This is a genomic window from Cedecea sp. FDAARGOS_727 (assembly GCF_012273235.1).
Lineage (GTDB): Bacteria > Pseudomonadota > Gammaproteobacteria > Enterobacterales > Enterobacteriaceae > Cedecea > Cedecea davisae.
Map to the genome: position 1 here is coordinate 4210038 of NZ_CP050966.1, position 22415 is coordinate 4232452.

Here is a 22415-nt window from a genome sequence, read left to right on the forward strand (position 1 = left end):
CCTATGCCAAAGCGACCAGAAGCCGTAGCCGAACGCATTTACCAGCAGCTAAAGCAGGAGATCTTCGACTTCCAACTGCTGCCGGGCGATCGCTTCAGCGAAAACGAAATTGCGGACCGCATGAGCGCCAGCCGCACGCCGGTTCGCCAGGCGCTCTATGCCCTACAACAGGAAGGCTATGTCGATGTGCAGCCCCGCAGCGGCTGGCAGATCAAAGCGGTGGATTTCGAAAGTCTCGAGTCACTTTATGACCTGCGCATCGTGCTGGAGCTTGAAGCGGTGAAGCGGCTATGCCTGCGGGCGGAGCCGGACTGGCCGCAGCCGTTGCAGGCGCTTAAACAATTCTGGCTCGACAGCCCGCAGCTCGATGAGGGCATGAATGTTGCGCCGCACGATGAGGCTTTTCATATGACGCTGGTTTCCTCGGCGGGCAACCCGGAAATGGCGAGGATCCACCGGGAAATCACCGAAAAAATTCGCATTGTGCGCAGGCTGGATTTTACCCGCCAGCCTCGAGTTACCGCGACTTACGCAGAACACGGGCAGATTTTGCTCGCCGTATGGGACCGCAACCTTCAGGAGGCACAAACCCGACTACACGACCATATCGCCGCCAGTCAGAAAGAGGTTCGTCAGATAACGCTTCATATGCTGCACCAGGCCCGGAAGCTCAAGCTGGGCTAACTATCTATTTTTCTTAGGGGAGTCAGACTTATGCAACGTCGTACCTTTGTTAAAGCTTTCGCGCTGTCCGCCTCGGTTGTCAGCTTTGGGCTGGCCTTTGCGGCTCAGGCCGCCGACACCATCAAGGTCGGGATTATGCACTCGCTGTCGGGCACGATGGCCATCTCCGAAACGCCGCTAAAAGACGTGGCGCTGATGAGCATCGACGATATCAACGCGAAGGGCGGCGTACTGGGGAAAAAGCTTGAGCCGGTAGTGGTTGACCCGGCATCCAACTGGCCGCTGTTTGCCGAGAAGGCTCGCCAGCTGTTGAGCCAGGACAAAGTAGCGGTGGTTTTCGGCTGCTGGACCTCGGTGTCCCGCAAGTCGGTGCTGCCAGTATTTGAGGAGCTGAACGGCCTGCTGTTCTACCCGGTGCAGTACGAAGGCGAGGAGATGTCGCCGAACGTGTTTTATACCGGCGCGGCGCCAAACCAGCAGGCCATTCCCGCCGTGGAGTACCTGATGAGTGAAGACGGCGGGGCGGCAAAACGCTTCTTCCTGCTCGGTACCGACTACGTTTATCCGCGCACCACCAACAAGATCCTGCGCGCTTTCCTGCACTCTAAAGGCGTTCAGGATAAAGATATCGAAGAAGTTTATACCCCGTTTGGCCACAGCGATTACCAGACCATTGTTGCCAATATCAAGAAGTTCTCAGCGGGCGGCAAAACGGCGGTTATCTCCACCATCAACGGCGACTCTAACGTGCCTTTCTACAAAGAGCTGGCTAACCAGGGGCTGAAGGCGACCGACGTGCCGGTTGTGGCCTTCTCGGTGGGCGAAGAGGAGTTACGCGGTATCGACACCAAACCGCTGGTGGGCAATCTTGCGGCCTGGAACTACTTCGAGTCCGTTGATAACCCGACCAATAAACAGTTTGTCAGCGAGTGGAAGGCCTATGCCAAAGCCCACAATTTGCCGAACGCCGGAACCGTTGTGACCAACGACCCGATGGAAGCGACCTGGGTTGGCATCCATATGTGGGCGCAGGCCGTTGAAAAGGCGGGAACCACCGACGTGGATAAAGTCCGTGCCGCCATGGCCGGACAGACGTTTAAGGCTCCGTCCGGTTTTACTCTGACAATGGATGCCACCAACCATCATCTGCATAAGCCGGTGATGATCGGTGAGATCGAAGGCAACGGCCAGTTCAACGTGGTCTGGCAGACCGACAAGCCGGTTCGCGCCCAGCCCTGGAGTCCTTTTATTCCGGGAAATGATAAAAAATCCGATCTACCGGTGAAGACCGCCAGTAACTGATTTTTACCCTCACCCCGGCCCTCTCCCTGGGAGGGAGAGGGGGAAATACTTTATTCCCTCGCCCCTCCGGGGAGAGGGTTAGGGTGAGGGGCAACAGGATGAAATCAAACAGGAGAAAGCCATGACATTAGCAACACTGGCCCGGCTGCTGCTGCTTGTGGCCGCGCTGCTGCCGGGGCTTGCCGCCGCCGGTGATGCGGAGACATTTGCGGCGGCTAACCGTAGCCAGCAGGCCCGGCTGTTGCAGGCCTGGGCGGTTAAGCCCAATCCGGCTCGCCTGCCGCTGCTAAACGCTTTGCAGCAGGAGACATTGGTTACCGACGGGCATAGCGCGTTTAACCAGACCAGCAGCGGATTAGCTCCGCTTGGGCAGGAGGCCGCGCCGCAGGGCGAAACTAAAAAGCTGCGCCTGACCAACAGATTACGCGTTCTGGCGGCGGGGGCGCTTGCCAGCCATCAGCTGGTAAGTGACAACGTCACTACAAGATTGCGCGCTGCCAGGGCGTTGCAGAAAGACGCCGCGCCTGAACTGCTGCCCGTCTTGCAGCAAAGACTGGGCATGGAAAAAGACGATGCCGTTCGCGGAGCGCTGGAGGCCGCCATTGCGAGGCTTGAGCTTGCCAGCCCGCAGGCGTCCGACCGCCTGGCTGCCGTGAAACTGTTGAGCCACTCGGCTGACCCGGACACCGAGGCATTACTCAGCCCCTTAAGCGATGCCGCAGGCGAGCCGGATGCTGCTGTGCGCCAGGCCGCTATCGACGGGCTGCGCAAGATTGAGCACCGGCAGTGGCTGGGCGAGATTCTGGGCCAGGCGTTTATGGGCCTGTCACTTGGCTCGATATTGCTGCTGGCGGCGCTTGGCCTGGCCATCACCTACGGCCTGCTCGGGGTCATCAACATGGCGCACGGCGAGATGCTGATGCTCGGGGCTTACTCGGCCTGGCTGGTGCAGGCTGGCTTCCAGCAGTTCGCCCCGTCATGGCTGGCGATTTACCCCCTGGTCGCGCTGCCGGTTGCTTTTGTCGTGACCGCAGGGATTGGCATGGCGCTTGAGCGCAGCGTTATCCGCCACCTTTATGGCCGCCCGCTTGAGACGCTGCTGGCGACGTGGGGTATAAGCCTGATGCTTATCCAGATTGTGCGTATGGCGTTCGGCGCGCAAAACGTTGAGGTGGCGAACCCCGCGTGGCTCTCCGGTGGGCTACAGGTTCTGCCGAATTTGATTCTGCCGTGGAACCGGCTGGCGGTGCTGGGGTTTGTGCTGCTGGTGCTGCTGTTTACCTGGCTGCTGCTGAATAAAACCCGCCTCGGGATGAACGTGCGTGCGGTCACGCAAAACAGGGCGATGGCCGCCTGCTGCGGTGTTTCTACCGGGCGTGTGGATATGCTGGCCTTTGGCCTCGGGTCGGGCATTGCCGGCCTGGGCGGGGTCGCGCTTTCCCAGCTTGGTAACGTCGGGCCGGAGCTTGGCCAGGGCTACATCATCGACTCCTTCCTGGTGGTAGTGCTGGGCGGCGTCGGACAACTGGCGGGCAGCGTGGCAGCGGCTTTCGGCCTCGGGATCTTCAATAAAATCCTCGAGCCGCAGACGGGCGCGGTGCTGGGGAAAATCATTATCCTGGTGCTGATTGTGTTGTTTATTCAGAAACGTCCGCAAGGGCTGTTTGCGCTGAAAGGGAGGGTAATTGACTGATGAGCATGCCGCTGACTTTAACGCTGAGCCGTAAAGCTCCGCGCGCCACTTTGGTTCTGGGGGCGCTGCTGGTTGCTCTGATGCTGACGCTGCCGTTTCTTACCCTGCTGCCTGCGGGTAGCCCGCTGAGCCTGTCAACCTACACTATGACGCTTATCGGCAAGATCCTCTGCTATGCAACCGTTGCCGTAGCGTTGGACCTGGTATGGGGCTATGCCGGGCTGCTATCGCTCGGGCACGGGCTATTTTTTGCCCTCGGCGGTTATGCAATGGGCATGTATCTGATGCGCCAGGCCGCGGGCGACGGGCTGCCGGGTTTTATGTCTTTTCTCTCGTGGAGCGAGCTGCCGTGGTACTGGTGGGGCACTCAGCATTTTGCCTGGGCGCTAGTGCTGATAGTGGCGGTGCCGGGGCTGCTGGCGCTGCTGTTTGGCTTCTTCGCCTTCCGCTCAAAAATTAAAGGCGTCTATTTTTCGATAATGACCCAGGCGCTGACCTACGCGGGAATGCTGCTGTTCTTTCGTAACGAAACCGGCTTTGGCGGCAACAACGGTTTTACCGGCTTTACCACGCTGCTCGGTATGCCGGTTACCGCCACCGGCACACGCATCGGGTTGTTTGTCGCTACGGTGCTGCTGCTGGTTGCAAGTCTGGGCATTGGCTTTGCGCTTGCCCGCAGCAAGTTTGGCCGGGTGCTGACCGCGGTGCGCGATGCGGAAAACCGGCTGGTTTACTGCGGCTACGATCCGCGCGGATTCAAGCTGCTGGTCTGGACGCTTTCCGCCGTGCTGTGCGGCCTGGCCGGAGCGCTGTACGTGCCGCAGGTCGGCATCATCAACCCCGGCGAAATGTCGCCGACTAACTCTATTGAGGCGGCTATCTGGGTGGCCCTGGGCGGACGCGGCACGCTGATTGGCCCGGTTCTGGGGGCCGGGCTGGTTAATGGGGCGAAAAGCTATTTTACCGTAGCCGTGCCGGAATACTGGCAGCTGTTTCTCGGGCTGATTTTTATTCTGGTGACGCTGTTTTTACCGCGCGGGGTAATTGGCCTGCTGCACAAAGGAGAGAAGTGATGCAGCCTGCTGAACCGCTATTCACCCGCCAGCACCCAACCGACCGCTTCCGGGAGCAAACCGATCCAGTGCTTGATCTTGAGAATATTAACGTCAATTTTGACGGTTTCCAGGCGCTCACCAATCTGTCTTTAAAGATTGGCGTCGGCGAACTGCGCTGCGTTATTGGCCCCAACGGTGCGGGAAAAACGACCCTGATGGACGTGATTACCGGCAAAACAAAGCCGCAGAGCGGGCGCGCATTTTACGACCAGTCAATCGATTTGCTGCGCCTTGAGCCGGGTGAGATTGCAAGGCGCGGAATTGGCCGCAAGTTTCAGAAACCCACGGTGTTTGAGGCGCTGACGGTATTTGAAAATCTGGAGATTGCCCAGAAATGCAATAAATCCGTGTGGGCCAGCCTTAAGGCAAAGCTGAATAGCGACCAGCGGGATCGCATCGACGAGATGCTTATTACGCTGCGGCTTTCGGGCGAGCGGCACCGCCGGGCCGGGCTGCTGTCGCACGGTCAAAAACAGTTTCTCGAAATCGGCATGCTGCTGGTGCAGGAGCCGCATTTGCTGTTGCTGGACGAACCCGCTGCGGGCATGACCGATGCGGAAACCGAATATACCGCCGAGCTGTTTCGCGCCCTGGCGGGAAAACACTCGTTGATGGTGGTCGAACACGATATGGGCTTTGTGGAAACCATCGCTGACCATGTAACGGTGTTGCATCAGGGGCAGGTGCTGGCGGAAGGATCGCTGCGCGAAGTGCAGGCTAACGAGCAGGTCATCGAAGTTTATCTCGGACGTTAAGGAGCGAGCATGCTGCGGGTGAGCGAATTAAATCAATATTACGGCGGCAGTCATATTCTGCGCGGCGTCAGCTTCGAAGCTAAGATCGGCGAAGTGACCTGCCTGCTGGGGCGCAACGGCGTAGGTAAAACCACGCTGCTGAAGTGCCTGATGGGACTGCTCCCGGTGAAAAGTGGAAACATAAGCTGGCAGGATAGCGTGATAACCCAGCGTAAACCTCACCAAAGGGTGCAGGCCGGAATCGCGTATGTGCCGCAGGGGCGCGATATTTTTCCGCGCCTGACTGTTGAGGAAAATTTGCTGATGGGGATTTCACGGTTTCCCGGTCGCCAGGCCAGAACGGTGCCGGATGAAATCTACCAGCTATTCCCGGTGCTGCATGAGATGAGGCAGCGGCGCGGGGGCGACCTTTCCGGCGGGCAGCAGCAGCAGCTGGCGATTGGCCGGGCGCTGGCGTGCAAACCGCAATTGCTGATCCTCGATGAGCCAACCGAAGGCATCCAGCCTTCAATCATCAAAGAGATTGCTCAGGTTATCCGCCATCTGGCCGGAAAGGGCGATATGGCTATCCTGCTGGTTGAGCAGTTTTACGACTTTGCCGCCGAACTGGCGGATAATTATCTGGTGATGTCGCGAGGAGAAATCGTCCAGAGCGGGCGCGGAAGCGAGATGGAGCAGGAGGGCGTGCGCGGGCTGGTCGCTATTTAAGTGGTCTGCCAAAAATTAATGATTGTGGTACTTCTGGCTGAACCTCTGCGCGCCTATAGTTTTCGGTATTCTCTATCGAATTCCAGAGGTTATTATGTCTTTTACCGTTAACAGTTTTCAGCAGCCGATTGGTTTCTCTCTTCCAGACTGGCAGCGTCGCCCGCTGCCTGAGCGGGTCACTCTCAACGGGCAATATTGTCGCCTTGAACCCCTGAGTGCCGAAAAGCATGGCGCTCATCTCTGGCAGGCGTGGAGCCAGGACGAAGATCAGCGTGGCTGGACCTACCTCAGCGTGGGGCCTTTTGAAACCGAAGCCGATTTTATGGGTTATATTGCCGGGGCTGAGAAAAGCGCCGATCCGTTCCATTTTGCGGTGGTGGATAACGCAAGCGGCCAGGCCATGGGCACGCTTTCACTAATGCGAATCGACCCGGCAAACGGCTCTATCGAAGTCGGTTTCGTGGTGTTCTCCCCGCTGTTGCAGCGTACCGTTCAGGCAACCGAAGCGCACTACCTGCTGATGAAGTACGCATTTGAAACCCTCGGCTACCGCCGCTACGAGTGGAAGTGCGATAGCCTTAACGGGCCATCTCGCCGCGCGGCATTGCGTTTAGGTTTTCGTTTTGAAGGCGTTTTCCGCCAGATGAGCATTTATAAAGGCAGAACCCGCGATACGGCCTGGTTCTCAATTACAGACGGTGAATGGCCGCTGGTGAAAAGCGCTTTTGAGCGCTGGCTTTCGGCGTCGAATATCGTTGGTGGCGTCCAGCAGCAGGGGCTGGCCGCTATTCGCACGGAGCTTAGCGGCGGCAATACTGAACTCAATCCTTCGCTGAACGTGCGCTTGCTCAATCACGGCGATCGCGAGCAGTGGCTGGCGCTCTGGCAGGGTTACCTGACGTTTTATGATGCTCAAATCAGCGACGAGGTCACGGCGCTCACCTGGCGGCGCATGCTTGATGACAAAGAACCGATGTGGGCGCTGGGCGCGTTTGACGGCCAGGGCAGGCTGCTCGGCTTCACCCACTTCCTCTATCATCGCAGCACCTGGTCTGAGACTCACTACTGCTACCTTGAAGATTTGTTCTCGGCTCCACAGGCGAGAGGCAAGGGCGTAGGGCGTGCGTTAATCGAGGCCGTACGCCAGCACGCGGAGGCGAATAACAGCGGCCGCCTCTACTGGCACACCCACGAGACTAACGCCACCGCTCAAACCCTGTATGACAAAGTAGCGGCGAAGTCCGGTTTTATTCAATACCAGAAAGAAGTCTAACCTGGGCGCCCCGTCAGGCCGCCATCGGCTGGCGGGGCGGCGCTTTCATCCCGACCACTACGGCGTAGTAAGCCAGCAGGATGGTGGCCATCAGCACCACAAACAGCATATACGGCGGCAGCCAGCTTAACAGCAGCCCGGTGACCAGCGGGTTACAGGCTCCGCCGAGCCAGCCAAGCTGCTGGGCGGCAAAGTAGCTCGACTTCAGCCCCGGAGGCGCAATGTTGTCGATCAGCATATATTCGCCCGGAGCATAGATAAGCTCTCCGATGGTAAACACCAGTGAAGATAGCCCCCACAGCCAGAGATTAGTACCGGAGAGCATAAAACCGCCCAGCCCGCAGACGAAAAAGAGCGTGCCGTAGAACATCATTTTTTTGATGTTATCGGGGCGGATGTTTTTGCCGAGGAAATATTGAAACGCTACCACCACGATAGCGTTAACCGAAAGCACCACGCTGACCACTTTTTCCGCCAATCCTGCGTCACCGATGACGATGGCATATTGAGACAGGCAGCCCGCGAACGCGCCGTAGACCATCGAGCCGAGGAACGCCGAACTGGTGAACCACATCAGCTGTTTGTCGCGCAGCATGATGTGCGGTGAGGGCAGGACTTTGTCCGAGGCATCAGCGGTAGAGGCGCTCATCGGCAGGGGTTTAACCCAGCGGCCAATCATCATCAGCGGCAGGACGGCGGTAAGGCCGGAGAGCAAAAACGGCAGGTTGGTGCTGTACATCACCACGAAGGTGCCAAGCGGCGGGCCAACCGTCCAGCCAACGTTCACGAAGGTGTAGTTGAGCGAGAAAATTTTGGGCTTCAGGCTGATATCGAGCGTGTCCGAGAACCAGGCTTTTACCACCACGGAAAACACCGTGTAAGAGCAGTTGATGATGGAGTAAAACAGCACAACCAGCCCGGCGTGATGCACCATCGGAATAGCAAGAAAGCCGCCGAAGAAGATGATGACCGCCAGCAGCATGTTTTTTTTCTTGTCGAACTTATCCGCCAGAATACCGAACCACAGGCTGAACAACACGCCAGCAACCAGCGCGGCGGTGATGGCCATGCCGATGTCCTTCAGCGGCATATGGTATTCGCGCGAAAGGTAAATGGTCATAAATGGCAGGGTCAGGCCGCGCCCTATTGTGAGTAATAGGGAGGAAAGAAGTAACACAGTTGTTGCTAATTGCTTGCCGGAAAACAGTTTGCTCAGGGTGGTCATGGTTGTGTGCATTATTATAGGTTTATGTGCGTGGGGAACAGATTTATCATGAAGAATCAGCCAAGTACATACAATAAACGGCGGCAAAGCACGTTACAACACATCTGTATCCCAACAAAAAAGTGCGATCTGTATCTGTTTGATTTCGCGCATCGGGATTATTTTTTTACATACTGATAATAAATACAGGGCAGGGTTATGACGCGTAAAGATGGGCTACTGGCATTGCTGGTGGTGGTGATTTGGGGCGTGAATTTTGTGATTATCAAGCTGGGGCTACACAACATGCCGCCGCTGATGCTGGCGGGTCTGCGTTTTCTGCTGGTGGCGTTTCCCGCGCTGCTGTTTGTCGCCCGGCCAAAACTTCCTTTTCGCCTGCTGGCTGGGTATGCGCTGACCATCAGCTTCGGGCAGTTCGCCTTCTTATTTTCCGCTATTAAGTTCGGCATGCCCGCCGGTATTGCCTCGCTGGTCCTGCAATCACAGGCCTTTTTTACCATTATTCTCGGCACTTTTTTCTTTGGCGAACGGCTACAGGGCAAGCAGCTGGCGGGGATAACTCTGGCGGTGTTTGGCGTGCTGGTGCTGATTGAAGGCAGTCTCGACGGGCAGCATGTTGCGCTGCTTGGCTTTATGTTGACGCTGGCGGCGGCGCTATGCTGGGCGTTCGGCAATATCTTTAACAAGATAATTATGCAGCATCAGCCGCGTCCGCAGATTATGTCGCTGATTGTCTGGAGCGCGCTTATTCCCGTGCTGCCGTTTTTTGCCGCAAGCTGGCTGCTGGATGGCCCGGGCGTGATGCTGACTAGCCTGGTAAATATCGACATCACGACCGTTTTGTCGCTTGTTTACCTGGCGTTTGTCTCGACCATTATCGGCTACGGGATCTGGGGGACGCTTCTGGGGCGCTACGAAACATGGCGCGTGGCGCCGCTGTCGCTGCTGGTGCCGGTTGTCGGCATGGCGAGCGCTGCGCTGCTGCTGGATGAGAAGCTCTCGGTAATGCAGTTACTGGGGGCGGTGCTGATTATGGCGGGGCTGTATATCAACGTTTTTGGCCTGCGTGTTCGGCGTTCTGTGAAGGGCCTTTCTTCTTAGTTTTTGCGGCACCCGCCCTAAGCCGGGCGGGTTAGCCTCAATCTTACAAATCAGCATTACCGTGGTAATAAGGTGAGCCAAGTTGTTCAGATTTTTCGGCAGCGGTGTGCTGTGGGCCTTTAGACAATTGACCGCCCGAGCAGGAGATCATGTTGCCGTAATTGGCCTGAGACGCGGTGAAGCTGCCGGATTGCTCCGCAAGAGCGTTTGCCGATGCCAGAGCCAGAATAAGGGTGGCTGCGGAGATGAATTTCATATTTCCTCGTTTACGCCTGCAAAAACAGGCGGCGATACTATTAATTACACAAACTACAATACTGGTTGTACGGATGCAGATACTTGCCTTCTCCGGCAAGCCGCGTCACCCGGTACTTATGCGGTGGCACCGAAAAGTAGTTCTTAAAGGTGCGGGTCAACGTCTGTTGCGACTCAAAACCATAGCGTTCTGCCAGGTAGAGAATCGGTTCGTTGCTCTCTTTGAGCTTCAGCGCGATTTCCGTCAGTTTGCGATTACGGATGTACTGGCCCAGTGAATGACCGGTCTCTTTTTTAAACATCCGCTGCAGATGCCATTTAGAGTAGCCAGAACGCTCAGAAACCTTCTCAAGCGAGAGGGGGGTTTCCAGATTCTGTTCTATCCATCCCAAAATGCTATGAATCGTAATTGCATCATTGTTGCGTCTGGACATCGTTTCACCTCTTTTGCAGGTTTACGGCAATACCTTTGTTAACAGTCGATAAAGCGTATCCACTTCGTCTTCCGTCAGGTTTTTTGTGAGTTCTTTATGGAGGCTTAGCCCCACAAGGTTGCGGCACTCTTCGCAAAGCGCAACGCCTTCCGGCGTCAGCTTGATAAGCACGCCGCGCTTATCGTTGGGATTCGGTAAACGCTCAATCCAGCCTTTGCACAGCAGGCGGTCGAGCATGCGGGTTAGCGCACCGAGATCAACGGAAAGCACTTTTTTCAGCTCGACAGGGGTGATACACACTTCAAAGTGAATGGAGCACAGCACCTTAAATTGGGTAGCGGTGATATCCAGCGGCGATAGTGAATCGTTTAACAGGCGATCTTTATGTTGATTCACCATATGGATCAGCCGCCCGAGGGGGATGATTTCGTTAAACAGATCACAGGTGCTTTTCACTATGTTTGCCCAGGCAAGTAGATTAGTCACGGCAGATATTATTGCCGGGGCAAGTATAAGTCAACTTGATGATTTACCCGATGCCACGAAAAGCTAAAACGCTTCACCTGCCGTCGGTAAACTGCTTGCTGCTATACTCAGACCCGCTAACAGCCCGCTATTAAAAGGACAGAAATATGATGGATTTACTCAGGGCCATTGGCCTGGGTCTGGTGGTTTTGCTGCCGCTTGCCAACCCGCTGACGACCGTGGCGCTTTTCCTCGGGCTTTCGGGAGACATGAACACCCGCCAGCGTAACCGCACGTCGCTGATTGCATCGGTGAATGTGTTTGCCATTATGATGGTGGCGTATTACGCCGGGCAGGTGGTGATGAACACCTTCGGCATTTCGATTCCCGGGCTGCGTATTGCCGGGGGGCTGATAGTTGCCTTTATCGGCTTCCGCATGCTGTTTCCGCAGCAAAAGGCGCACGAATCGCCGGAGTCAAAAAGCAAATCAGAAGAGCTGAGCGAAGAGCCTGAAGCCAATATCGCGTTTGTTCCTCTGGCGATGCCGAGCACCGCCGGGCCGGGGACAATTGCGATGATAATCAGCTCTGCCTCTACCGTCCGCGCCGGGTCAGATTTCCCTGCATGGGTGATTACCGTTGCGCCGCCGCTTATCTTCCTCGCTGTCGGCCTGATTCTGTGGGTAAGCCTGCGCAGCTCCGGGGCAATTATGCGCATGGTCGGCAAAAGCGGCATCGAGGCTATTTCCCGCCTGATGGGCTTCCTGCTGGTGTGTATGGGCGTTCAGTTTATTATTAACGGCGTGCTTGAAATCGTTAAGACTTACCACGCCTGATAGCAAAAACGCCCCTCGGGGCGTTTTTTTTAGTGCGTCGTCCGGGCCTGTTCTTCAAGTTTCACCGGCCAGCGGCGGAACACCAGCACCGACCAGATTAACGCCGCCAGCGCCGGAACCGCCCCGGCAAAGCCAATGTTCGACATAGAAAGATGCAGGCTGACCTGGTTACCCAGCAGCGCGCCTGCCCCAATCCCGATATTGAAAATCCCCGAAAACAACGACATCGCCACGTCGGTGGCATCCGGCGCCAGGGCCAGCACTTTAACCTGCATGCCGAGGGTGATAATCATAATCGCCACGCCCCAGACCAGGCTCAGCATCCCAAGATTTAGCTCACTGCCTGCGGCGGGCAGCAACAGCGCCAGGCAAAGGGTCAGCAGAGCGATAGCCGAGCTGACTAATAGCGACGCGTATTTATTGCCCAGTTTGCCGAACAGCACGCTGCCGACTATCCCCGCGCCACCGAGCAGCAGAAGCAGAAGGGTGGCAAAGTTGGCGCTTAGCCCGGCAACCTGCTGAACAAACGGCTCAATGTAGCTGTAGGCGGTATAGTTTGCCGTTACCACGACTGCGGTCAGAACATAGATGCTGACCAGCGCCGGGCGGCTGAATAATTTTGGCACGCTGGAGAGCGATCCCGAATGCTCGCTGGGCAGCTTCGGCAGTAGTTTTATCAGGCAGAACAGGGTGATCGCGGCGACTACGCCGATGGCGAAGAAGGTGGTGCGCCAGCCGAAATATTGCCCAACGATGCGGCCAAGCGGCAGGCCGAGCACCATCGCGAGCGCGGTGCCGGTGGCAATCAGACTCAGAGCCTGGGCTTTTTTACCGGCCGGAGCCATACGAATAGCCAGTGAGGCGGTAATCGACCAGAAGATAGCGTGGGCGAAAGCAATCCCGATGCGGCTTATCACCAGCACGGTAAAGTTCCAGGCAAGGAACGACAGCACGTGGCTTGCGATAAACAGCGAAAAGATGGCAATAAGCAGGCGGCGGCGCTCTACCTGGCTCGTCATCAGCATAAACGGCAGGGACATCAGCGCCACAACCCATGCATAAATGGTCAGCATGATGCCAACTTGCGGCGTTTCCATGCCAAAACTTTGGGCGATATCCGACAGCAGGCCAACCGGCACAAACTCGGTGGTATTAAAAATAAAGGCCGCAACGGCAAGCGTTACTACCCGCAGCCACGCCGTTTTGCGTGAAACTGTATTGATAGTCATATTTTATCGCGCAGGTGAACAAAGGAAGGAATGGGCGGATGATAAAACCATCAAAACACACAGACAACCCATTTTGTGATTTAAGTCTCATTTGATGGCGCAGAGAAAAAATGGGTGAGAAAAAACAGGCATGCCGGAAATGAGTATGTCATGGTAGGCAGGACGAAAATAATAACGACAAACAGAGGAATGACTTATGCAGGCAATTGACTTTTATATGGTAGATGCTTTTGCCGACACCACGTTTGGCGGCAATGCGGCGGCGGTTTGCCCGCTCACCGAATGGCTCCCGGACGAAACGCTGCTGAAGATGGCACAGCAGCATAACCAGTCGGAAACCGCCTTCTTTGTTAATACCGATGACGGCTTCGAGCTGCGCTGGTTTACCACTCAGAGCGAGATCAACCTTTGCGGACACGCTACGCTCGCGGCCTCGCACGTTATTTTTGAACATCTTGATTATCCGGAATCGGTGATCCACTTCAGCACCCGTTTTGTTGGCCCGCTGACGGTGACCCGCAACGGCGAGTGGCTAACGCTGGACTTCCCCGCATGGGAAACCGAACAGATAGCGCCGCTGCCGCAACTGCTGGAAACGCTGGGTATTAGCGAGTGCAAAGAGCTGCGTGTGGGCAGGGATTATATGGTTGTGCTGGCGAGCCAGGCGAAAGTAGAGGCTATCAAGCCGGATATCAACGCGATGATCCCGCTGGATAAAATGGTCTGCGTGACCGCGCCGGGCGAGGGGGAATACGATTTTGTTAGCCGTTTCTTCTGCCCCGGTGAGTCGGTGCCGGAAGATCCCGTGACCGGTTCTACCCACAGCATGCTTATCCCGTACTGGGCGGATAAATTAAATAAAACCCATCTGCTGGCGCGCCAGGTTTCTTACCGCGGTGGAGATTTACGCTGCCAGTATAAAGGTGAGCGAGTGCTGATTGGCGGCAAAGCGGTGACTTATTTGATTGGGAAAGTGTTATTGCGATAGTACAATAAAGAATAAATAACGGGTGGAAATAATTTTAATTTGATTATTAAGCCATAGATATCAAACGAGCCTTTTTGAAAGCAAGTTACCGTTCGTAAGGCTCGAGTATGGCTAAATGATGGTTGGAAGTTCTTTCATCAGTTTATGCCAATTTTCATTTTGTTTCTGACCTTCTTTTCTGACCCCGTAAAACTGTGCGATGTGGTTTTCTTGATGATCGAAAATCTCCAGGCTAGTAATGTAACCGTCATTTGATCTCTTATTTACCACCCATGCCTGAGCAATATCTTTTTTTGATAAATTAATGACTGCTGGTTCTCCTTCTTTTGTTACTCCATGAATAAATATTTTATCACTGCCTTTCACTTCGGCGATCTTTAATACCGGACCGGTATATATCTGTACAACGGCATTGTTGCCAACGAAGGCCATGATGTTATCTTTTCTCTTATGTATATTCTGTAGAGTCAGCCCTAAACTATCGGTGTCAACCCGGGAGGCCAGATCGGGCGGCACACGCCGAAAAGCGTCCAGCTTGCTTATCCCAAGCTGCTGTAACATAGGATAAAAATGATGAGGGTCCGTCATGCCTCTCCAGAGTTCCTCAATGCTTTTTTGACTGTCGATACTCTTCATTTGGATTTGTCTGGAGTAGACAGGCCTGACGCCGCTATCAATTTTTTCATTTGAGGTAAAGCTCATGCTCATCACATCATTGCTATCACAATCTTTAAACCGGGCCTTGTATCTATCACCTGAAACGTTCTCGTATTCAACGTTATTTATTTTTCCTGGTATTATTCTGACATCGACACCCTCCGGATTGAGGATTAGATGACCATTTGCGGAGGGTTGTTTTACCCGCCCACACACGCGTATGTTCGAACGATTAAGTGGCCCTGGGGTAGCGACTTCAACATTTGAATTAGAGACGTTTTTTATGCTTTCGATTATGTTTTTCAATGAAGAGGGGCTTGAGGGTTTGTTCAAATCTATGCCCCACACATTACCTGTTTCCCTTATTGAGTAGTTGACGTTCCCAACCATAATGAACTCCTTTTTCAAACAATATTAATAATGGGCACTTAATTTTTAATATTCCGCATTAAAAAACTATCAAAAAAGAATCATCTTATATAAAGAGATAATCGGTTAGTGATTGTCGCTATAATTGACAGCGGCGTTCAATAAATAACCGATTGGTTGCGTTTTCTGCGCAATTATTAATCAGTCGGAGGTTGTTCAAGAAGGGAAATAAAAGCCTCAAGCTGACGCGTTTTAGCATCCCGCCGCCACAGTAGCCAGGTATTCAGATAACGCTTCTCCTCCGGCAGTGGCCAGGTACTCACCTGATGACTGCCAGGCATACTCTCCAGCATGCTTCTGGGCATTAACGCCAGCCCGGCTCCGGCAATAACACAGGCCAGCATGCCGTGATATGACTCCATTTCATGGATTTTCCCCGGGATGGCTTTGTCATCGTGAAACCAGCTTTCGAAGTGGCGGCGATAGGAGCAATTAGCCCGGAAAGCGTAGATATTTGCACCGTTCACCTGGCTCCCCCGTAGAATTGGCCTATGGTCCGCAGGCGCGACGATAACCATCTCTTCCCTATAAACCGCAATGCCTTCAAGCGATGGATGCAGCGCCGGCCCGTCAACAAAAGCGGCGGAAAGCCTGCCCTCAAGCACGCCGTCGATCTGGTCCCCGGAAGGCCCGGTAGCCAGTGAAAGATGGATTTTGGGATAGCGCTGGTTAAAGTTCGCCAGCAGCCCGGGAATGCGTACAGCCGCTGTGCTTTCCAGCGAGCCTAAAGCCAGCGACCCCTGAGGCTCATCGCCGGAAACGACCGTTCGGGCCTCATCCACCAGCGCCAGAATGCGTTTGCTGTAGTCGAGGAAGCTGTGGCCGGAAGGCGAAAGCCGCAGCCGCTGGTTTTCGCGGATAAATAGCGCAACCCCGAGGTCAGCCTCCAGTTGTTTGATGCGGGTAGTGAGGTTGGACGGTACGCGGTGTACCTGCTGTGCGGCGGCGCTGATACTGCCCGTTTCGGCCACTGCGTTAAACATTTCCAGCTGGGTCAGGTCCATAAGCTTTCTCAAATCGTGAATGGTTTGCTCAGTATTATTCATTTTTAAACTTCGTGCCTCAAGGCTACTGTTAACATCTCATTCACCTGTCGAGGCACCACCATGCAATCAGTAACCGGGCAAACCCACGCCATTTCACGCAATCCCGCTACCGGTGAGCACATTGCGGTTTATCCTTTCGAGAATGCAGAGCAGATTAATGCAGCGCTTGCCCGCAACCACCAGGCTTTTAAACAGTGGCGGGCTACGCCGCTGGAAGCCCGCGCGCAAAAGCTGCGTGATTTAGGTGAAGCGGTGCGCCAGCACGGTGAGGCGATGGCGCAGATGATAAGCGCCGAGATGGGTAAGCCTATCCTTCAGGCTCGTGCCGAAGTCGCTAAGTCGGCCAACCTCTGCGACTGGTATGCGGAACACGGCCCGGCGATGCTCGGCGCTGAGTCCACGCTGGTTGAAAATAATAAAGCGGTTATTGAGTACCGTCCTTTGGGGCCGATCCTTGCCGTGATGCCGTGGAACTTCCCTTTGTGGCAGGTGCTGCGAGGTGCGGTGCCGATTTTGCTGGCCGGTAACAGCTATGTGTTGAAACACGCTCCAAATGTGATGGGCTGCGCCGAGATTATTCGCCAGATGTTTATCGCTGCGGGTTTCCCTGCCTCGCTGTTCGAATTGCTTAACGTCACGCCGGAAGGCGTTAGCCAGGCGATTAACGACCCACGAATTGCCGCCGTCACGGTGACCGGCAGCGGCAGAGCGGGGGCGGCAATTGGCGCTCAGGCAAGCGCGGCGCTGAAAAAATGTGTGCTGGAGCTTGGCGGTTCCGACCCGTTTATCGTCCTCAAAGATGCTGACCTGGACGAGGCGGTAAAAGCCGCGGTTGCGGGCCGCTTTCAGAACACAGGGCAGGTCTGCGCCGCGGCGAAAAGATTTATCGTTGAAGCGGGTATCGCCGATGCCTTTACCGACAAATTCATTGCCGAGCTTAAACACTACCAGCTGGGTGCGCCGCAGGAAGAGTCAACCCGTATCGGGCCTATGGCTCGCTACGATCTACGAGATGAGTTGCATGAGCAAGTGACAACGTCACTTAGTCAGGGTGCAAAATTGTTGATTGGCGGAGAAAAACTGGTCGGAGAAGGCAATTACTATGCGCCAACGGTGCTGGCTGGTGTTACGCCAGATATGACCGCCTTCCGCCAGGAACTGTTTGGCCCGGTGGCCGCTATTACCGTTGCCCGCGATAGTCAACATGCCCTGGAACTGGCTAACGACAGCGATTTCGGCCTGTCGGCAACGGTCTTTACCGCTAACGAGAACCTGGCGCTGGAAATGGCGGCTGGCCTTGAGTGCGGCGGCGTGTTTATCAACGGCTACAGCGCCAGTGACCCACGAGTAGCGTTCGGCGGAGTGAAAAAGAGCGGTTTTGGCCGCGAACTTTCCCACTTTGGCCTGCATGAGTTCTGTAACATTCAGACCGTATGGAAGGATCGTCGCTAGTTTAAACGACACCAGACTGCCGGCGGATAATGCTCCATTGTCGGCCTCAAATTAAGAGATAGAGCTGGATTTTGGCGATTTAGCCAGCACTAAACAAGGTCACTCTTCGGGTGGCCTTGTTTGTCATGGGAATGAAATATTTCTGTCATTTTCGCTCAGTACACTCGCGGCATCGTTGTGTTACTGAAGAAAATCATGAACATAAGTCAAATTTTTGGCCGTTTAAATCCCCTTAACCTGTTGACCGGGCGGCCGCGCGAGTTTGGGCTGCTGAGCGGAGTTGTTGGCGTGATAGCACTCTTTTCGGTGCTGCAAATTCTCTCGACCGTTTCGCTTTCCAACATCCTCCGTGATACCCGCCAAAGCGTGCTTGAAAGCGGCCAGCTTCACCAGCAGCAGGTGGTAATGGAAAAGGCGAGAACTTCATTGTTAATGACCAGCGACCTCTTAAACCGCGCGGGTGTCTACTTTATGCAGGATAAAGAAACCGGCTCGGTCGGCAGCTGGAACAGCCTGGTAGATGAAGCCGATAAGTCGTTAAAAGAGTCGCAGCAAAACTTCTCCGCCTGGCAAAAACTGCACCCGGCAAGCAGCGACGCGCTGGCCAGCAGCTATCAGCTATTTTTCAGCGGCCTGAAAGAGCAACTAGAAGGGATGCAGAAACACGCCTCGATAGACGCATTTTTTGAAGTGCCGATTCAGGCGTTTCAGTCCGATTTCAACGAGCAGTACGCGCGCTATCAGACCGAGGGGGAGAAGCAAACCGTGCAGGCCAGCGGCTCGCTTCTGAGCAGCCTGAGCCAGGCGCAGACTTTGTTTATTATCGCGTTAGGTATTCTGTTGGTTGTTGCAATCGCGGTATGGCTCGGCGTCGCACGCTGGGTTATCCGCCCGCTTAGAGGGTTGATTGAGCATCTGCATGTGCTGGCAGCCGGAGATTTATCGCGCCTGCCAGCCGAACGCAGGCTGGTAAACCGCGAAGTGAAGCAGCTCCACGGCAGCGTGCTGGAAATGCAGCAGGGAATACAGCAGCTGGTGCTGGAGGTGCGAGAATCTTCCGCTACGCTGCTGAGTAATATCGGCCAGCTCGCCGAGAGTAATAATGAGCTGTTTAACCAATCCGCTCAACAAGAGCAGGAGCTGGAAAGGGTGACGCAGCACATTACCGAGCTGGAATCTCGCGTTCAGGAAAACAGTCAGTATGCTATTCAGGCCAACCAGCGCGCCGATGAAGCGCGGGAGATGGTAGCCGGAGGTGACCAGATGATGCATACGGTTAACGCCTCGATGCAGGATATTGTCACCCGTTCGGCGGAAATGCGCGGCATTGTGGCGATGATCGATAATGTCGCCTTCCAGACTAATATCCTGGCGCTTAATGCCGCAATTGAGGCTGCTCATGCCGGTAATCAGGGGCGTGGCTTCGCCGTTGTGGCGCGTGAAGTTGGCCTGCTGGCGAAGCAGAGCAGCCAGTCAACGAGAAATATTCAGGCGCTTATCAACAACTCGTTGCAGGGCATTGAACAGGGCAGCGAGGCGGTGTCGGAACTGGAGAATCAACTCAAGAGCGTTATTGCTCAGGTCACCCGTCTGAGCGGGTTGTTAAACGAAATTTCCAGCGCTTCGGTAGACCAGGGGACCAGCGTACATCAAGTGACAAGCCGTATTACCACGCTCAACCAGGCGGTGAATCAAACAGGACGGCTGATTAAGGCTTCGACGAATACCTCCCAGCGGCTGCTCAGCGAGTCGCAGCGACTGGAAAAAGCCGTTGCTCGCTTCCAGATGACGGCCTGAGTTCGTTTTATTATCGGCCCGTCGCTCTGATATACTTGCGCCGCTTAACACATCGCTCAGGAGAGCACGGTGCCGGTTCAATTAAATAATCAGTTACTGGAAGAGATCCTCGAACAAGTCCGTCCTTTGCTCGGTAAAGGGAAGGTTGCCGACTATATTCCCGCGCTGGCAGAAGTGTCCGGCAGTAAGCTTGGCATCGCGGTGTGTACCGTTGACGGGGAATTCTTTAGCGCCGGGGACGCCGCTGAACGCTTTTCTATTCAGTCGATTTCAAAAGTTCTGAGCCTGACGCTGGCGCTGGGCCGCTACGAAGAAGATGAAATTTGGCAGCGCGTGGGCAAAGAGCCTTCCGGCCAGCCGTTTAACTCGCTTGTGCAGCTGGAGCTGGAGCAGGGAAAGCCGCGAAATCCGTTTATTAATGCCGGGGCGCTGGTCGTGTGCGATATGCTGCAAACGCGGCTCAGCGCGCCAAAACAACGCATGCTGGAAGTGGTACGCCAGCTTTCAGGCGCAGACGATTTGGTTTACGACACCCGCGTGGCGCGTTCCGAATTTGAACATTCTGCCCGCAATGCCGCCATTGCCTGGCTAATGAAGTCCTTCGGCAACTTTGAAAATGACGTAATAACGGTGCTGCAAACTTATTTCCATTATTGTGCGCTGGAAATGAGCTGCCTTGAACTGGCTAAAACTTTCCTGTTCCTGGCAAACCAGGGGCAGGCATTGCATCTCGATGAGCCGGTGGTTTCGGCCCAGCACGCAAGGCAGATTAACGCCCTGATGATAACCAGCGGGATGTATGACGGAGCGGGCGAATTCGCTTATCGTGTTGGCCTGCCGGGTAAGTCCGGCGTCGGCGGCGGGATTATCGCAGTGGTGCCGAACGAGATGTCTATCGCGGTGTGGTGCCCTGAACTGGATGCGTCAGGTAACTCTCTGGCGGGCACGGCAGCGCTGGAAATACTTTCTCAGCGCATTGGGCGTTCAATTTTCTAAACTTGCTGGGGCTTACAGCAGCAACAATCCCGGCACACGCAACCACAGGACGCCAACCAGGCTAACGGTTGCCAGAACAGTTAGCATAATGGCGGTGATGATTAATCGTTCCGCCCACGGTGTTTTGCGCATTTCATCTCCGGGAAAACCTGTATGCTGTGACTATAAGGCAGTCACTTTAAACATCGGTTAAACCTGAGGCTGCTAATTATTAATTGGCAATAAGTCTGAATTTTTAGTCAGAAATCCCGAAGCTTTCCATCACCAGGTTATCAAGTGGCGAGAATTTAGCTTATGAGTAATAGTTGATGCGGTGAGCCGGGCCAGGGCGGTGATTTTCCCTTTTTCTCTCAACAACCGGGCTCCTGGCCGCAGCAAACATGCTAAGCTATTGCTTATTTCCGCAATCACCTGATGGCGCTATTCTTTTCAGCGGTGAATGAATAAACATGAATCATGATGGCATGATTAATCGACCTAAGTTTTTATTCTTTTCCCCGGAAAAGATGCTGTTAAATGCTGTCAGCATCTTCTTTTTTACCACGCTGTTTTACTTCTTCGGCGCCTCACTACGGCTGGTTAACGATCTGTCGCTATTTTGGCCGCTGAACGCGGTGCTGGCCGCCATTTTTGTGCGTAATCCGTGGCTCAATAAAGCCGTATATTACTTTATTAGCTATGCGGCAATGCTGGTTTATGACGCGTTCACTACGCAGTGGGGCTGGCAGTCAACCATCATTAACTTTTCCAACATGGTGTTTATCGTTACCGCGGCGCGGCTATTATTGCGCTATTCGCGGAATATGGACGAAAGCAACTGGGCGCTAAACGCCTTTAATATTTTCAACTTCTCGCTCATTGCGGCGATATTAAGCTCGTTGTTCGGTGCAATAGGTTCACTTGGCATAAGCGGCGACTACCATGAAAAATTTATGCCGCTGTACGCCGACTGGGTGAGCGAACAGTTCTCAACCGGCGTGCTTATGTTGCCTTGTTTGCTCAGCGCGAGTTGGCCGAAATGGCGCAAACAGCCCTCATTGGTGCCTTCCGATCTTTATCCGCTGTTCGCTGTGGTTATCGCAGTAGGCACCGCTATTGCTATCGGTGGGGCGGGTAGCCTCGCTTTCCCGCTTCCGGCGTTAATCTGGTGCGCCATTCGTTATCCGCTGCCGGTCACTGCGCTGCTAACTCTTATCACGGGTGCGGCGGAGATAGTGCTGGTTTCCCACGCCGCGATTAACCTGCACTCCGAGCAGCCTTTACTGCTGGTCGATCAGATGTTTTCCGCCCGCCTGGGGATTGCAACAATTGCCATCTGCCCGCTGATTGTGTCTATCAGCGTGGATGCGATTAATCAGCTAATAAAGCAGACCTCACTGCGCGCCGACTTCGACTATCTTACCGGCGTTTATTCTCGCTCGGGCCTGTTTGAAGCATTAAAACGCACCGGGCATCTGCCGCTGAACAAGCAGCCGCTGCTGTGTGTAATGCTGCTTGATATCGATTTCTTCAAGCGCATAAATGACAGCTGGGGCCACGAATGCGGAGACGCGGTGCTGGCATCCTTTGCCGCCAGGGTGCTGGACACCGTAGGCGACCGGGGGATGGTGGCTCGTATCGGCGGCGAGGAGTTCGTGGTGGTTTGCCGAACCCATGATCTGCATGAAGGCTACGAAATTGCAGAGCAGATCCGTAAAACCATCGAGCAGGGCAGTTTCTTGTACCAGCAGCAGCCGTTATTTATTACCGTGAGCATCGGGCTTGCAGCCGGAGAAGTGGCAGAAAAAACGCTGGAAGATACCTTTAATATGCTTATCCCGGAAGCGGACAAGAATCTTTATTTGTCGAAGCGACAGGGGAGAAACAAGACGAGCATCACGGATAGCGGAGGCGAAGAGATGCCCGCGACGCCCCGGTAATCTTATGGCATAGCTTTGTCCATATGAGATCTCTTACACTCTATTGTTAGTGTTGC

General features: G+C 54.7%; 21 protein-coding genes. 14 read left to right on the plus strand and 7 right to left on the minus strand.

The features are described from left to right. Positions 1 to 3 precede the first annotated feature (3 nt). From FOC35_RS19745 to FOC35_RS22965, 7 genes are all read left to right on the plus strand, one after another. Positions 4 to 684, plus strand: a complete 681-nt coding sequence (locus tag FOC35_RS19745; protein ID WP_172569910.1) for a GntR family transcriptional regulator — start codon at positions 4 to 6, stop codon at positions 682 to 684. A gap of 30 nt (positions 685 to 714) precedes the next feature. Beyond that, positions 715 to 1986, plus strand: coding sequence for an urea ABC transporter substrate-binding protein (gene urtA, locus FOC35_RS19750; RefSeq protein WP_016536537.1), 1272 nt, complete (start codon positions 715 to 717; stop codon positions 1984 to 1986). 121 nt (positions 1987 to 2107) lie between these two features. After that, positions 2108 to 3679: an urea ABC transporter permease subunit UrtB gene (urtB, locus tag FOC35_RS19755; RefSeq protein ID WP_172569911.1), complete on the plus strand. Its 1572-nt coding sequence runs from the start codon at positions 2108 to 2110 to the stop codon at positions 3677 to 3679. Further along, positions 3679 to 4752, plus strand: coding sequence for an urea ABC transporter permease subunit UrtC (gene urtC, locus FOC35_RS19760; RefSeq protein WP_172569912.1), 1074 nt, complete (start codon positions 3679 to 3681; stop codon positions 4750 to 4752). The genes urtB and urtC overlap by 1 nt, the downstream gene beginning before the upstream one ends. Next, complete coding sequence (gene urtD / locus FOC35_RS19765) at positions 4752 to 5549, plus strand: urea ABC transporter ATP-binding protein UrtD (protein ID WP_172569913.1); 798 nt, start codon at positions 4752 to 4754, stop codon at positions 5547 to 5549. Before urtC ends, urtD begins: the two co-directional genes overlap by 1 nt. A gap of 9 nt (positions 5550 to 5558) precedes the next feature. Beyond that, complete coding sequence (urtE, locus tag FOC35_RS19770; protein WP_172569914.1) at positions 5559 to 6257, plus strand: urea ABC transporter ATP-binding subunit UrtE; 699 nt, start codon at positions 5559 to 5561, stop codon at positions 6255 to 6257. A 94-nt stretch (positions 6258 to 6351) separates the two neighbouring features. Beyond that, positions 6352 to 7530, plus strand: coding sequence for a GNAT family N-acetyltransferase (locus FOC35_RS22965; protein WP_172569915.1), 1179 nt, complete (start codon positions 6352 to 6354; stop codon positions 7528 to 7530). Positions 7531 to 7543: 13 nt separating this feature from the next. Here FOC35_RS22965 and FOC35_RS19780 read toward each other — a convergent pair whose 3' ends face one another. Next, positions 7544 to 8755 (minus strand): MFS transporter, encoded by a 1212-nt coding sequence (locus FOC35_RS19780; protein ID WP_305792503.1) that lies wholly within the window; start codon positions 8753 to 8755, stop codon positions 7544 to 7546. 198 nt (positions 8756 to 8953) lie between these two features. Between FOC35_RS19780 and eamA the strand changes: the two genes are divergently transcribed. Further along, positions 8954 to 9856, plus strand: coding sequence for an O-acetylserine/cysteine exporter (gene eamA, locus FOC35_RS19785; RefSeq protein WP_172569917.1), 903 nt, complete (start codon positions 8954 to 8956; stop codon positions 9854 to 9856). 43 nt (positions 9857 to 9899) lie between these two features. On the opposite strand, the gene marB is transcribed toward eamA, so the two are convergent. Genes marB through marR form a run of 3 tightly spaced genes read right to left on the minus strand, consistent with a single transcriptional unit; the run spans position 9900 to position 11001 of the window. Further along, entirely contained in the window at positions 9900 to 10112 is a 213-nt protein-coding gene (gene marB, locus FOC35_RS19790; RefSeq protein ID WP_172569918.1) for a multiple antibiotic resistance regulatory protein MarB, read from the minus strand. Positions 10113 to 10152: 40 nt separating this feature from the next. Further along, on the minus strand, positions 10153 to 10545 hold the full coding sequence (gene marA / locus FOC35_RS19795) for an MDR efflux pump AcrAB transcriptional activator MarA (protein ID WP_016536528.1): 393 nt from the start codon (positions 10543 to 10545) through the stop codon (positions 10153 to 10155). A gap of 21 nt (positions 10546 to 10566) precedes the next feature. Further along, positions 10567 to 11001 (minus strand): multiple antibiotic resistance transcriptional regulator MarR, encoded by a 435-nt coding sequence (gene marR, locus FOC35_RS19800; protein WP_039898250.1) that lies wholly within the window; start codon positions 10999 to 11001, stop codon positions 10567 to 10569. A 176-nt stretch (positions 11002 to 11177) separates the two neighbouring features. Here marR and FOC35_RS19805 point away from each other — a divergent pair, with 176 nt between their 5' ends. Then, complete coding sequence (locus FOC35_RS19805; RefSeq protein WP_172569919.1) at positions 11178 to 11846, plus strand: MarC family NAAT transporter; 669 nt, start codon at positions 11178 to 11180, stop codon at positions 11844 to 11846. A gap of 29 nt (positions 11847 to 11875) precedes the next feature. Here FOC35_RS19805 and FOC35_RS19810 read toward each other — a convergent pair whose 3' ends face one another. Further along, entirely contained in the window at positions 11876 to 13075 is a 1200-nt protein-coding gene (locus tag FOC35_RS19810; RefSeq protein WP_016536525.1) for a sugar transporter, read from the minus strand. A 196-nt stretch (positions 13076 to 13271) separates the two neighbouring features. Between FOC35_RS19810 and FOC35_RS19815 the strand changes: the two genes are divergently transcribed. Further along, positions 13272 to 14063: a PhzF family phenazine biosynthesis protein gene (locus tag FOC35_RS19815; RefSeq protein ID WP_172569920.1), complete on the plus strand. Its 792-nt coding sequence runs from the start codon at positions 13272 to 13274 to the stop codon at positions 14061 to 14063. Between the two features lie 111 nt (positions 14064 to 14174). Here FOC35_RS19815 and FOC35_RS19820 read toward each other — a convergent pair whose 3' ends face one another. Then, complete coding sequence (locus FOC35_RS19820; protein WP_172569921.1) at positions 14175 to 15110, minus strand: ChuX/HutX family heme-like substrate-binding protein; 936 nt, start codon at positions 15108 to 15110, stop codon at positions 14175 to 14177. Between the two features lie 176 nt (positions 15111 to 15286). Then, on the minus strand, positions 15287 to 16153 hold the full coding sequence (locus FOC35_RS19825; RefSeq protein ID WP_172570410.1) for a LysR family transcriptional regulator: 867 nt from the start codon (positions 16151 to 16153) through the stop codon (positions 15287 to 15289). A gap of 102 nt (positions 16154 to 16255) precedes the next feature. On the opposite strand from FOC35_RS19825, the gene sad reads away from it, so the two are divergent. The 4 genes from sad (at position 16256) to FOC35_RS19845 (ending at position 22359) form a co-directional block, all read left to right on the plus strand. Further along, positions 16256 to 17647: a succinate-semialdehyde dehydrogenase gene (sad, locus tag FOC35_RS19830; RefSeq protein WP_172569922.1), complete on the plus strand. Its 1392-nt coding sequence runs from the start codon at positions 16256 to 16258 to the stop codon at positions 17645 to 17647. Positions 17648 to 17842: 195 nt separating this feature from the next. Beyond that, entirely contained in the window at positions 17843 to 19444 is a 1602-nt protein-coding gene (locus FOC35_RS19835; protein ID WP_172569923.1) for a methyl-accepting chemotaxis protein, read from the plus strand. Between the two features lie 69 nt (positions 19445 to 19513). After that, a complete protein-coding gene (gene glsB / locus FOC35_RS19840; protein ID WP_172569924.1) occupies positions 19514 to 20440 on the plus strand; it encodes a glutaminase B in 927 nt (308 codons plus the stop codon). A 449-nt stretch (positions 20441 to 20889) separates the two neighbouring features. Then, positions 20890 to 22359 carry a GGDEF domain-containing protein gene (locus tag FOC35_RS19845; protein WP_172569925.1) on the plus strand — a complete coding sequence of 490 codons (1470 nt, stop codon included), beginning with the start codon at positions 20890 to 20892 and terminating at the stop codon, positions 22357 to 22359. Positions 22360 to 22415: the final 56 nt, after the last annotated feature.